This window comes from Marinarcus sediminis (SeqCode), assembly GCF_048571275.1.
Taxonomy (GTDB): Bacteria; Campylobacterota; Campylobacteria; order Campylobacterales; family Arcobacteraceae; genus Marinarcus; species Marinarcus sediminis.
Genome location: NZ_CP182357.1, coordinates 1,763,421 through 1,777,011, shown reverse-complemented (window position 1 = coordinate 1,777,011; position 13,591 = coordinate 1,763,421). Strand labels below are relative to the sequence as shown.

Annotated in this window: 12 protein-coding genes and 2 tRNA genes; 3 read left to right on the top strand and 11 right to left on the bottom strand. The window is 29.0% G+C overall.

Annotated features, from left to right (window positions below; all coding sequences use genetic code 11):
* The first annotated feature begins 121 nt into the window (after window positions 1-121).
* Complete coding sequence (locus tag ACNI3C_RS08900; RefSeq protein WP_419769456.1) at window positions 122-514, top strand: NifB/NifX family molybdenum-iron cluster-binding protein; 393 nt, start codon at window positions 122-124, stop codon at window positions 512-514.
* 528 nt (window positions 515-1,042) lie between these two features.
* Window positions 1,043-3,307, top strand: a complete 2,265-nt coding sequence (locus tag ACNI3C_RS08895; protein ID WP_419769455.1) for a glutamine--tRNA ligase/YqeY domain fusion protein — start codon at window positions 1,043-1,045, stop codon at window positions 3,305-3,307.
* A gap of 30 nt (window positions 3,308-3,337) precedes the next feature.
* Here the strand turns inward: ACNI3C_RS08895 and ACNI3C_RS08890 are convergent, their stop codons facing one another.
* Genes ACNI3C_RS08890 through ACNI3C_RS08880 form a run of 3 tightly spaced genes read right to left on the bottom strand, consistent with a single transcriptional unit; the run spans window position 3,338 to window position 4,725 of the window.
* Window positions 3,338-3,853 carry a hypothetical protein gene (locus ACNI3C_RS08890; protein WP_419769454.1) on the bottom strand — a complete coding sequence of 172 codons (516 nt, stop codon included), beginning with the start codon at window positions 3,851-3,853 and terminating at the stop codon, window positions 3,338-3,340.
* A gap of 9 nt (window positions 3,854-3,862) precedes the next feature.
* Complete coding sequence (locus ACNI3C_RS08885) at window positions 3,863-4,399, bottom strand: hypothetical protein (RefSeq protein ID WP_419769453.1); 537 nt, start codon at window positions 4,397-4,399, stop codon at window positions 3,863-3,865.
* The gene (locus ACNI3C_RS08880) at window positions 4,396-4,725 is read right to left on the bottom strand and encodes an ArsR family transcriptional regulator (RefSeq protein WP_419769452.1); all 330 of its coding nucleotides are present in this window, start codon (window positions 4,723-4,725) and stop codon (window positions 4,396-4,398) included. The genes ACNI3C_RS08885 and ACNI3C_RS08880 overlap by 4 nt, the downstream gene beginning before the upstream one ends.
* 528 nt (window positions 4,726-5,253) lie before the next feature.
* Here ACNI3C_RS08880 and ACNI3C_RS08875 point away from each other — a divergent pair.
* The gene (locus ACNI3C_RS08875; protein WP_419769451.1) at window positions 5,254-5,583 is read left to right on the top strand and encodes a hypothetical protein; all 330 of its coding nucleotides are present in this window, start codon (window positions 5,254-5,256) and stop codon (window positions 5,581-5,583) included.
* 322 nt (window positions 5,584-5,905) lie between these two features.
* Here ACNI3C_RS08875 and ACNI3C_RS08870 read toward each other — a convergent pair whose 3' ends face one another.
* The 8 genes from ACNI3C_RS08870 to ACNI3C_RS08835 all read right to left on the bottom strand — a co-directional run bounded on the left by ACNI3C_RS08870 (window position 5,906) and on the right by ACNI3C_RS08835 (window position 13,568).
* Window positions 5,906-7,837: a DUF4365 domain-containing protein gene (locus tag ACNI3C_RS08870; RefSeq protein ID WP_419769450.1), complete on the bottom strand. Its 1,932-nt coding sequence runs from the start codon at window positions 7,835-7,837 to the stop codon at window positions 5,906-5,908.
* 7 nt (window positions 7,838-7,844) lie between these two features.
* Entirely contained in the window at window positions 7,845-8,213 is a 369-nt protein-coding gene (locus tag ACNI3C_RS08865; RefSeq protein WP_419769449.1) for a hypothetical protein, read from the bottom strand.
* Window positions 8,203-8,778 carry a hypothetical protein gene (locus tag ACNI3C_RS08860; protein WP_419769448.1) on the bottom strand — a complete coding sequence of 192 codons (576 nt, stop codon included), beginning with the start codon at window positions 8,776-8,778 and terminating at the stop codon, window positions 8,203-8,205. Before ACNI3C_RS08860 ends, ACNI3C_RS08865 begins: the two co-directional genes overlap by 11 nt.
* Before the next feature lie 137 nt (window positions 8,779-8,915).
* Window positions 8,916-11,807, bottom strand: coding sequence for a hypothetical protein (locus tag ACNI3C_RS08855; RefSeq protein ID WP_419769447.1), 2,892 nt, complete (start codon window positions 11,805-11,807; stop codon window positions 8,916-8,918).
* Window positions 11,808-12,385: 578 nt separating this feature from the next.
* Entirely contained in the window at window positions 12,386-12,748 is a 363-nt protein-coding gene (locus ACNI3C_RS08850; RefSeq protein WP_419769446.1) for a HepT-like ribonuclease domain-containing protein, read from the bottom strand.
* Entirely contained in the window at window positions 12,741-13,058 is a 318-nt protein-coding gene (locus ACNI3C_RS08845; RefSeq protein ID WP_419769445.1) for a nucleotidyltransferase family protein, read from the bottom strand. The genes ACNI3C_RS08850 and ACNI3C_RS08845 overlap by 8 nt, the downstream gene beginning before the upstream one ends.
* Before the next feature lie 323 nt (window positions 13,059-13,381).
* Window positions 13,382-13,456: transfer RNA gene (locus ACNI3C_RS08840), tRNA-Asn, on the bottom strand.
* A 37-nt stretch (window positions 13,457-13,493) separates the two neighbouring features.
* Window positions 13,494-13,568: transfer RNA gene (locus ACNI3C_RS08835), tRNA-Asn, on the bottom strand.
* Window positions 13,569-13,591: the final 23 nt, after the last annotated feature.

The window sequence follows — 13,591 nt, the reverse complement described above, 5'->3', positions numbered from 1 at the left end:
TCAATTTATTGTTACATATCAAACTCTTATGAAGTTTTGAAGTTCACGGAGTGAAACTTGCATGCTTCTCATTGGAAACAGCAAAAGTTCACCAAAAAATTAATACTATAAGGTATATATCATGAAAATCGCAATCCCAGTAAAAGATGAAAGTTTAACATTTTTCAGTAACGCAGGACATACTCCAAAGTTTGCCATTTATACACAAACAGGTTCAGGTATGTTTCGTTCGTTTAAATTGGACTCAATCATCAACAACCCAAGAACAGACTTAGACCACGACCATGCAGAAGAAGATCATGCGTGCGACCATGCACACGATGATGAAGAGCATATTGCACAACACAATAAAATGGGAACAGCTTTAAAAGGCTGCAACTATGTTGTGGTTAAAAAAGCGTGCAAAAATACGGCCAATTCATTTACCTCACAAGGGATTAAATTGGTCAAATATAATGGAGAATCAGTGCTTGTTGATGCCATTTTAAAAGAGACTTCAGCCGCATTTGTTTAATCATCTGTAACGTAATATAACCTATAAAACAGGTTATATTACACCTTATGCCATCTTGGCACACTCCCCTTTTTTAACCATATGCCTTAAATATGAATTATTAAGCTATACTGAACTGCAAAACAAAATAAAGGAAACATTATGGCAAAAGGTAAAGACGTACAAAAAGCGGTTAAAAAAGAACCTGCAAAATCAATCAAAGAAAAAAGAGCCGATAAAAAAATGAAAAAAGCGTCAAAATAATTAATCAGTCAAATTGACTCGATAATTAAAGTTGATATATCAGTAATAAAGTACTGATATTCAATTTTTCAATGCTCTAAAAGATGGTTTTACATCGGATAAATTTCACGCTCTTCTCATTTTTCCAAAGCAATAACAATTTCTCTTAACTTCACTGTTTTAATAGACAGATCTTCTCATATTTAACGCGACGAAAAACACACAAAGAAGCAAACTCTTTATCTAAGCACTAATTTGCTAAAATACAATCCTTATATGAGTATCAAAACAAAAGGTTTAATAATAATGAGTGAGCATAAAGATTTTTTACGAGTCAAAGTTGAAGAGGACTTAAAAGCAGGCAAGTATAAAGAGGTAGTTACCCGATTTCCTCCTGAGCCTAATGGATTCCCCCACATTGGACACGCAAAATCTATCTGTATCAATTTTGGCATTGCACGTGATTACAATGGTCACTGTAACTTAAGAATGGATGACACCAATCCAACAACAGAAGACACACAATATGTAGAAGCACTTAAAGATGCCGTACAATGGCTTGGATTTGATTGGGGTGAAAATGTATATTTTACTTCAGATTATTTCCATAAAATATACGATTACGCTGTTCAACTTGTTAAAATGGGCAAAGCCTATGTTGACAGTCTCACAGAAGAAGAGATAAGAGAATACAGAGGTACGGTTACACAAGCGGGTAAACGAAGTAAATATGCGCAACGTTCTGTTGAAGAGAATTTAGACCTTTTAGAGAGAATGAAAAAAGGGGAATTTAAAGAGGGAGAACATATTTTAAGAGCCAAAATCGACATGAGTGCAGCGAACATGAAAATGAGAGATCCACTTTTATACCGTATTCGACATGCTCACCATTTTAGAACGGGTGATGAATGGTGTATCTACCCAATGTATGACTTTGCTCACTGTCTGTCTGATTACACAGAGGGAGTAACGCACTCTATTTGTACACTGGAGTTTGAAAACAACCGTGATATTTATGACTGGCTTTTAGATGAACTCAATCTTCTTCCCCCACGTCCGTATCAACACGAATTTGCGCGTTTAGGCATTAACTATACCGTCATGAGCAAAAGAAAGCTTTTAGAATTAGTCAATGGCAACCATGTCAGTGGTTGGGATGACCCACGAATGCCTACGATTGCAGGATACAAAAGAAGAGGTTATACCCCTGAATCTATTTTAAACTTCTGTGACCAAATTGGAATTGCCAAAGCCAACTCAATGGTCGATGTTTCGCAACTGGAATTTTGTATCAGAGATGATTTAAATAAAAAAGCGCCACGTGTGATGTGTGTACTTGACCCACTTAAAGTGACCATTGAAAATTATGAAGGCAGTGAAAACATTGACGCATCATACTACCCACACGATGTGCCTAAAGAGGGTTCAAGAAAAATACCATTTTCTAAAGAGATTTACATTGAGCGTGAAGACTTTGCTGAAACCCCACAAAAAGATTACAACCGTCTTACACTTGAACAACCTGTAAGATTAAGACATGCGTATATTATTACGTGTAAAGAGGTGATTAAAGATGCCAATGGCAATATTACTGAAATCAAAGCAGAGTACCACCCTAATTCTAAAAGTGGATCAGACACCAGTGGCATTAAAGTTAAAAGTGCCATCCAATGGGTTGAGGCAAAAGAGGCAAAAAAAATCGAAGTAAGACTCTATGACAGATTGTACTCTTGTGAAGCGCCTGAGGGGTTAGAAGACTTAAACCCTGACTCTTTACACATAATCAAAAATGCCCTCGTTGAGCCAGCTGTAATCACCGATAAAGCCGATGTAAGATTCCAATTTGAAAGAGAAGGCTATTTTTATGCTGACCCAATTGATTACACCGATGAAACCCCAGTATTTAATAAAATCGTAGGTCTTAAAGACTCTTGGGCTAAAAAGACAAACGTAACGGACAATGCACCCAAAAGCGAACCCAAACCTCAAACAAATAAAGTACAAGTGGTAGGTGAAGAAACGCCTATGAGTGAAACACAAAAAGCACTCTTTGAGAAGTACACCTCTGAATTAAACCTCAACAGTGAAGTTGCCAATATTCTAGCACGAGATGAACAACTCTCATCATTTTATGAAGAGACACTAGCCGTGCTTAATAGCCCAGTTGGGTTAGCCAATATTGTAGCCAATGAAGTGGCAAAAGAGCTCAAAGAGAAACAAGCCAATGAACTGAAATTCACAGCACAACAAATTGCTGAACTCATTAAAATGGTAGACGATGAAACCATCTCTAATAAAATTGCCAAACAGATATTTGAAGAGATGACTCAAACGGGAGCAAACCCAGCTAAAATCGTTGAAGATAAAGGATTGGTGCAAATCAGTGACCCATCCATCATTTTACCTATTATCAATGAAATCATTGCAAAAAATCCCGACAACGTAGAGAAGTTTAAAGCAGGTAACACCAAACTCTTAGGCTTTTTTGTAGGACAAGTTCTAAAAACCACAGGTGGAAAAGCCAACCCACAAGTGGTCAATGACCTTGTGGCTCAACAGTTAAATTCATAAATAAAAAAGCCAGTATTCAACTGGCCTTTTTTATAACATTTTCTCTGTCTCTTCTTTTATTTTTTCAAACATTTCATTTGAAGCCATATCTGCGTTTTTATCAATAAACTCTTCTAGTCCTAAACTTTGTATCGGAACTCTTTTTGTAAATTTCACAATGTCCTCATCAATGGGCATTCCCCCTATTTTAGTTTGCATCAAATCGATACAGAAAAAATCCTCTTGTAAAGAGAATCGAGCATAATTATAATAGACTTTTGCTTCTTCATTGATTGGTGCAAAATGGATGGTTTCTCTTCGCAAAGAGGTGTAATCGAGTCTCCCTTTTTGCTCTATGATTGTAAAAATAAAATAAGGGAATATATTAGGATTAAGATTGTATTCACTCATACTAAAGTCTCTTCGTTTACCAAATAAGTCAGCAAGGAGTTTAACAAAATAGTTGGGATTGATTTCCCCTACCCCTTTTAATACTTCACTGTTAATAAACGCATATATCCAAGGTGCATTTTGTTTTATAAAAATTTTCAGTTCGTTTAATTGCATTTTTTATCCTCAATTCTTTGATAAGCTTTGTAAAAAAAATTCAAATTTATCATGAGTATTTTCTTTCAAAGACCATTGCTTTAACTCATCAAAGTCAACTTTGTTTTGTTGTGCTACCCACAATGCTTGTTGTAAACTCTGGTTATCATCCCAATGAAAATATGCCGCCAATCTGTCTTTTATACAATCCGTTGATGTAAGCAATTTTAAAACACCATACCTTGTTCGTATTTCTTCAAGCTTTTCAACACTTGAATCGCCAACACCTAAAGGACCAGAAGGAAACTCAATAAAATATTCCGTATCCTCATGAATAAAATACTTACCTTTTTCTTTAAATCCAAGACTTTCCATAATGGTTTGAATCTTAAAAAACCGTTCATTGTAACGATTCACCAAATCTAAATCATAAGAAGTGTAATCCCCTTTAGAATAAATCTCTACACAAGAACCACCCGATAATACAACTTCAATACCATTTTTGTGCAAATTCTCACACACATAACTCGCCAATTCAACCATACTCATATTTTTAATTTGACTCATAGCGGTTTACCTTGACGCCGTGGTCTTTTTCTTGGGTTTTCTAATAACTCTTTAAGTTCCGGTTTGTAAAACTCTCGTGCTTTTAATAACAAAACTTTTAACTCTTCTAAAAAAGCATACCGAGGATTAAAACTATAAACAACCGTTTTACCTAAATTTTGTGCAACCAACACACCACCCAACTCCAATCTTTCTAACTGTTTTTGAACCGAATCAAGTCGTATGGCATAAAAGTTTTTTATTTGAGTTGCATAGCCATTATCATTGGCTAAAATATATTGAAGCACTTGTTCTCTGCAAACACTTCCAAAAATAGTTTCTAACATTTAAAACTCCTAGACCTACTTAGTAGGTTATATAACCTATATTATAGGTTATATATATTTTTTTGTCAAGAGAGTGTTAAAGGTTCGATGAATAGCGTTTGCTTTATTTACTAAAGTTACAATTAGGTATGCTGTCCTCAAAATTTACTAGAATTTTAATAAATTATTTTGTATTAGAATTTTTTGTCAATTCATTTGTAATAGTCGCATATATCCAAGGTGCATTTTGTTTTATAAAAATTTTAAATTCGTTTAATTGCATTGGCTCTCCATAAAATTTCATCTTTCAATGGTATTGTAAGTCATCTTAAATAGTTGAAGCAGAAGATATATTGCAGTCACGATTATGGAAATTGTTACTGAAATTCATACACCATTGCGGTTTAGCTTATGCTTGTATTATGTAACTGAATAAAACAATGGCTTTGACGCTGAAATTTTTAAAAAGAGGACTTATTATATAGATTTAATAAGCAAAATCACATGGTACACTTTTTGTATAGTAAAAAATAAACACAAAGGAATCACATGGTTTGTAAATTTCAAGAGATAAGCGATTTTTTTCATAAGTACCCACAACTTTTAGAAGGTATTGAAGAACAAGAGTTAAAAGAGCTATTCGAAACATTCCCACACGCCTGTAAATTTGTAAAAACACTTGATGAAGATAGTGTTAATTGTGATGATTTAGAAGTAGTATCGCAAAAGACTTTAGAGTTACTCAATAATGCCTACGAACATGAATATACAAAAGACGATATTTTAAATTTTGCAGGTGTAACATGTAAAATATTTGATATTGTCAGTGCTCCTAAACACCATGTTCCATTTATTTTAGTTATGTTGGCAAAACTTTGATAATTGTCATTTAACCTAAGATAAAATAACCTTAAGATTTCTGGGGACAGGATACTTAAATAGACTAAGTCTCTTTCACTCTTAATCCCGGCTTTTCTTTCTACAAACTATTCCAATTATTGGGTAATTTTTATGATTAAACTTTTTTATAATTTGTAATTATGTATCCTGTCCCCGGAATTTTTAGAGAACTATTAAAAACAACAAATAACCATAAAATCGGACTTTGTAACTCTATCACTTTATGTCATTGAGTCATTTTTCATTAATATTGGGCACAATTTGGGCACAGTAAAATTCAAGCTTTTAATTATTCATTTTCTTACTCATTCACTCTTAATAACTCACGTTCACAAACTTTTAATAGGTTTGTATGTTTAATAACATCTTTTAATTTATTTTGAATTTGATTAATTAAATCTTCATCTAATACATCAATATTATCTTCTACTAAGACTATATAACATCTTAATATCAGGTCTAATCTAAATTCATTGACTGTACCACTATTTAAAGATTTTATTTTTTTCTTTATTTCTTTGATAAACTTCTCAGAGGTCAACTCACCATCTATAATTAAATCATTTAAATTACCACGTAGATAATTTAAGTTACTACTGTTTTTATTTTTTTTAAAAAGTAAACATAAACCATCGTATAGGCTGATTAGTTTTGTAATATCAATAAATATATCTCTTTGAACTCTGTAAAAGCTTTGTAAATCATTCACAGTATCTAATAGTTTATTGCCTGTACTATACTTTTCATAATAATCGAATATTACATATTTTTTTATATCAAAAACTTTTAGGAACTCTTCAAAAGTTGGTTTTTTCATAGAACTTATTGTTTTTGTTAACTTAAATATCTTTAAAAAAGCAACTTTTTCTTGTTTATAATATGGAACCAATTTTTCTTTTTCTAAATCATATATAATATAAGGAATTAGTTTTGTAGTTAACCACTTATATACTTCATCCACACTTAATATATTATCAATATTATCTTTCCGTTCATAAGTTTCTGGAGGTAAACTATTCCATGTTAATACAACTTCATCATCATCATTTTTGTAATTAGTATAATCAGTATATCTTTCAGGCATTAAAATAATATTACCTGACCAAAGGAATGGTTTTTCTTTTAAATGAACTCTTAAACAAAACCTATCATAACCAAATATATTCCACTCTGACTCACTTTTATTATCATAGGTATGTTTTTCTGCAAACTTATGTATGTAGTACCATAAGCCCCTCTTTATTTTCATTATTTTAAAACCTTCATTATAAACTGAAGAAGTTGAAAACAATTTTGACTTCAATTTAGTTTCAAATTCATCTATTTTCGCTGTATATATTTCAAATAGTTCATCAAGCATATCACTCAAATCTATTACAACTTGTAAAGGTACACTCAATCTTGCATCGCCAATTTGAATAATAAAACTATTGTCATAATGTCCAACTAACCATTTTCGAGAAGAAGAAGTTGCTTTTGATTTATAACCACTAAATAAAGTTTTTAATATTATATTTTTTTTAGGAGTAATCAAAACATTTTTTGAATCTGATAACTTGAATGTAATCATACAAGAGATATTAAAAGAAAAATTATGAGGAATAAATGAATCTAAATGAACTCTTCCTTTTTGATTCACATAATGTCCATTATAAATACTTTTATAAGGTTTATAGTTTTCTTCGTTATCGATAAATAAGTCTTCAATTTTATATTCATCAATAATGCTTAGTTGTCTATGTACATCATATACGCCATTTGCATAACATTCAAGTTCATTATTAATTATTAAAGTCTTATCAAGCAGTTGATTTTTAGGTACCTTAATCAAATATGTTTTTTGAGAATCATCTAGATAACGTTTGTTTTCATTTAAATTATTTAATATAATATGTAAAAACTCATAATAACACTTTTCCTCATTAACATCACAAAACACAAGAACCACTAAGCCATTATTCCTATAATAGTTTAAAGTTGATACTTTAATTTGTGTTTGTATATCAGTGGTCGTTATTTTATTTTGACTTTGAATTCCTTTTAACTGAAGAAAAAAATTATATTTAATAAAACTTTCTTCTTTAAACTGAACAAGGAAGTCTAAACCAAAATCTTTATTTCCATCTATGTCTAGCAATAACCAATTAGAAGGACGTTGAAGTAAAAAAATTTCTTTTGCTCGTTCATCTATCTCTTTTGACTTTGGAACAGAAGGGAAAGGTATATTATTCATCAATATCCTATATTTTTTTTATTTTTAAATTAGTACCATAGTTATTAATAACTACATTCTCTCTAATTAATTCATCTATGTATATATCAACATATGCACCTGCAATATCTATTACCAATTGTTGTTTTTCATTTATATAAACTATAGATTCAGAGTTAGCAGAATTTAATTCACCACCTGTATAAAAATATTTACCTTTCTTAACCTTCACTTTTACATTTGAACCAAGTATTTTTAAATTAGCTGTTTTTATTTTTGATGTTACTGTATTATTAAAATTTTCTGTTTTTTTAATATTTTGAACAGGAAACAACCATGCACATAATGCAATAACTATCCCGAGTAAAGCTAAAATTAGTTGTGTTTTATTTATCAATTTTTTCCTTTTTTAAACTAAAGGTATCATATACTTCAGTTGGCAAATCAATTTTTCTATTTAATTTTTTACTCCAAAAATCATTAATACCTTTTGCAATAAATTTAAAATCTTCAACATCAATAAAATCACTTTTTGCATTATTACATACATGACATGCTAATCTACAATTTTTATAAGTATAAAGATTCTTTTCTTTAGGAAAGGTAACAACTCTTTCGATTTCAAGTGATTTACCTCTAGTTTTTCTTGTTAAATTATCATATACTTTTGTTTCAAGTGCATCTTCCTGGGTAATCCCACAATAACAACAACTTTTGGGCTGACTTTCATACCAATCGTAGAATTCATTAAAATCTTTAAACATAAATTCTTTGAGAAATCTTTTTTTATTAAATTTATTTCGGATACCTTGCATATACGAGATTTCATTTTTACAACTTTTATATAACTTTTGTACTTCAGCACGACTAATATTCATTGCTTTTTCTATTTCATCATATGTTAACTGTGAAAAACTATGTAATTTGATGAAGGTATCATTGTTAAAATTTTTTCTATTCATGAAATTCTCATTTCATTAAACAAATGTTCACTTTCAGTATGTTGTAACTCGATAAAATTTTCAGAAACTCTTTTGTTTACTGAATCAAATGATTCATCTTTTAAAACCATATACAAAATCCTTTACTTATATCTATTTTATCTTCTAGTTTTACGTTTTATTGCAATAATAAAATGATAAATGAAGGCTGTCATTAGTAGTTTGTGAACTATCCAAGCCCAATAAAACATTCCATAATAACCAACTGCTGTTTTACTAAAAGGATTGGAGAATTTCAATATATCATTAATCATCCAAGTAACATGATTTTCTCTAAAACCATTCATAGATAACAAATCAAAATTAGCTACACGATATAAAAGCAAAGTTATGAATAACATCCAAAGAACAGGGAAAACCCAATTTTGCCCAAAATTTGAAATTACTTTATTAAAAATTAAAATCCACCACTCAGATGATTTCCAACTTTTACACTCTTTCATTTGTTCAATCATTTCACGTTGATAATAAGTATTGGCTGTTATATAATCACTAATAGAGTCATAATAATTTTTAAAAAATCTATTTGTTTCTCGACTTGCATTTTTAAATTTAACATATCCAATTTTAGCTTCACTCACATGTGCATCATTCATTATAAAGTTATCAAATTTTAACTTATCAAATACACCACTTTTCACTGTAGTATTTGATAGATTAATATCTCTTTCTGTTGACTTATGCTTATTGTACCTATTATCTATAATTTGTAAGTCTTCAAATATATTATCTATACTAATAAAGTTTTCAATAACACATTGTCTTACTCTAAAAACCTTTTCAATATTAGAATTTGATATCTCAAAATTTTTACTTTCAATATTTTCAAAATTTATATTATTTTGAAACACAACCTCTTTCATTGAAAAGTTGTCAATCTTCAAATTGTATAAATAAATTTCTTTCTTACCAATTTTATTAATAAGATTATCATTAGTTGATAATTTAGATTTTGATATACTTAACTCTTTTAAGTAAAGATTTTCAGAATCATCAAATAAATCTTTTAATGCTGTATTATTAATTAATACTCTTTCGTTAAAATTAATATTCTTTAATTTATTAAATTCGAATATGTTCTTTAAATGATTAAAAATTATAGTTTTATTAAATATTGCATTTTCAATTATAATCTCTTGTATCTCAGAGAAACTAAAATCAATTTCTCCATTAAAAATTGTTCGTGTCTCTCCTATATTTTCAACAGAATGAAACTCAATTTTTTCTAGAAAAGAATTTTTCAAATCAATTAGTTTAGCAAACTTTGAATCAATTACTGCAAAATGATTACACTGTAATTTTTCTAAATTTAATTCATCTTGAAAATCTGAATTGGTAAATGATAAAGCATTTATCTTTGAAGATTTAAATTTACCAATTACTTGAGACATTGCAATTGACAATGTATCTACTTGTCCATTAATAATAAAATCCCCCTTTAATTGTGAATGCTCAATGACTATAATTTTTATATCATTACATTCAATATTCTTATAGAAGACCGAATCGTTTTTTATATCTATTCTTTCCAATGATGTTGAAAAAATACAATCTTCTTTAATTTTTGTATTTTCTAAAATAATATCACTAATGTTATCTATATTCAATCTCTTTATAATTGAATCCCTTTTGACTTCTAACTTCTTCATCATTGGACTATGTAATTCTGAGATTCTAGATTGCTGAATGTCTACATTTGTATATTCATCGCCTTTTATTTTTAATAATGGATTCTTTTTTAAATTTTTAATTGATATATCTTTGCTACTTGATAAATTTAATTCTTCAAATATAGCACAGTTATGAACTTCTACTATTTCATAGTTTTCACCTTCTAAAGTAAGTTTCTTAGTGATAGTACAACTATTAAGAAGTACCTTATTTGAAGTGAAAATTTCAAGGTTTAAAAAAATAGAATTATTTACTATAAAATCATTACACTCTTGTTCTTGCATAAAATCTTGAAAAAAATATGATTTATGAATAGTTACATTTTTAATATCTCTTGTTTTTACTCTATTAAGTAATTTGGAATTTTCAATAGAAAGTAATGTATCTATTGTTACTAAATTAATTTCACCATTAATTGTAGACTCTTGAATACTTAATTCTTTTAAAGTATTTAGCTCAAGATTAGTTACTTCAGAAGTTATAAACTTAACTATTTGTAGACCATTTTCTTTAAAAATACTATTTTGATTGAATTTAGCATTCTTCACTTCAAGAAAATTTGAATCTTCAAAGGATACAGTTTTAATAAAATTTAAATTTTCTAAATATATCTCATTATGATAATTCTTAAAAAATACATTCGATTTTAAAATTGTATCATTGACTTTTAGTATCTCTATTCCACTAGTTATAAATTCTTTATCAAACTGATTATTTTGAATATTTGCTTCTAGTTTATGGTTTCCATTTAACGAAAAATTACTTCTGAAAACTGTATCTTGAATATCTAATTCTTCTTGTACGTTAAAATTTACTTCTTTAATAAATTTTGTATTACTTGAGATTTTTAATTTTTTATACCTACACTTATTCAAAGATATTGCATTTTTAAATTCACATGATATGAACTCACAATTATCAATTATTGATGCAATGATATCTCCATGAAACGTACAGTTCTCAAAAACCACATTACAATTTAAAGAGAAATGAATCAGATTAAAATCTCCATAAAATACACAATTTTTAAAAATTAAGTTTTTATTATAAATATCTCTAGAATAACTTATAGACTTGTAAAAATTATTATTTCTACTATGTCGATTGAACACTTCAAACTTAGGAAAGTTTACATCAGTAATTTCCATGTCTTCTAAAAATCTTCCATAATTATCGTATGCTATATATTTACTTCTCAACTCTTGCCAAAAATTAATAATATTTTGTTCTGTAAAGTCTTTTTTATCACAATGAAAAATACAATGTTTAAATTCATTATATAACTTAGTTTCACATTTTCTTTTTGAACAAGTATCCATCTCTTCTCCATAAGTTAATTGGCTTATTCTAACATATTAAAGTTGTATAATTGTTATATAATTGTTATAATTATTCATGGAAACTTCTAAAAATACTCAATTTCTTACCATTATTCAACAACTCTCAAAACATTATCTTTATGATTTATATGTAGAAAACTATACCTATCCAACAAACATTTATAAAACAGATGACCGTATAAAAAAACACATTCGAACTTTATAGTTTCCATCACCCTGACTTTGATATAAAAATTCTTGACAAGCTTTCATATAATGTGTTAGAAATCATTGTAAAGAATGATAAAACCATCAAATTAGATAATCATGTCCATTTACAGAGAACTCTATAAAATCATTTTATTAATTCATCAAACATTTATAGCATTAACCAAACTCAAATCATAAAATTCTGGGGACAGGATACTTAAATTCTGGGGGCAGATACTTAATTATATTCAAATCAAATCAATGAATATAATTTTTCTCAAAGAGAGTGCAAGCACAAGGAATAATTCAATGAAAATTGAAAAAATATTATGGGAGTTAACGTGTGTTAAATTCTGGTGACAGAATATCTAATTACCCATATTTTCAATAACTTTTTCACATTGCATCTTAAATTTAGGTAAACCATTTCTAATAATCCACTCTATAATGGCTAAATTTATGCCTTCGTAATCGTGAGCAATATAGGTTCTAACATCATATAGACCTTTTAAGTCATCTTTGTCAAATTGATTTAATATATCATCGGCATGTGATTTTTTTAGTTTGTCGAATTGTTCTGCTATGGCAGTTAAGTGCATTAAAATTGCAGGTCTTATTGTTATAACATCTTCGAGTGCTTGTGTTATATTTCCACTGTCATTGACAATTTTTTCAATATACTCTATTTTTTCTATTATTAAGTATATTTTACTTATAGATTCTTTAGACATATATGGCTCTGTCTAAAATAAATTTTTTAGCAGTTTTTCCCATGCCTGAACTATCTGCTAAATCAACAGGTACTCCAAATAATAAGCTCATTTCTGATTGAATCTCTTTTATTCTGCTAATAGCTTGAAAACCATATTTATTTGCAAATTCAGGGGTAGCTTCTACTAATATATCTATATCACTGTTTTGGGTAGCTTCATCTCTAGAATAAGAACCAAACAGTGCTTTAATAATAAAACCCTCTTTGTTAAATTGTGGCTTTAACTCTTTTAACTTTGATAAAATTTCGCTCTTAGCTAATACTGACATGATACTGATTCCTTTTAATTATAGAAAGTATAACAAATATTTTAATAAAGTGCCATGAGATTAAAACAAAAAGGCTTTCTTCTGTGAAATGATAAAAACTTTAAAGGTCATAAAATGCGACCTTTTAATCTATTCTTATTCTCTTTAATCTTCAGTTGTCTAAAATCCATAGAATGAATTCTATTTTTGAACAGTTCAAGGAAAAGGTATTCTTTTGTGAAGGAGCATACTTGAAGTATGTGACTGAATAAAATAATGGCTTTGACGCTGAAATTTTTAAAAAGAGGATTTATTATATGGATTTTTTTGCTAACGCAAAAAAGTGGCTCCGGCACCAGGATTCGAACCTGGGACCAAATGATTAACAGTCATCTACTCTACCGCTGAGCTATGCCGGAACTTGTGTATAAAAAGGTGTATTAAAAAAGATGCAAATGGCTCCGGCACCAGGATTCGAACCTGGGACCAAATGATTAACAGTCATCTACTCTACCGCTGAGCTATGCCGGAATCTACTTCTCTTTTAAGAGGTT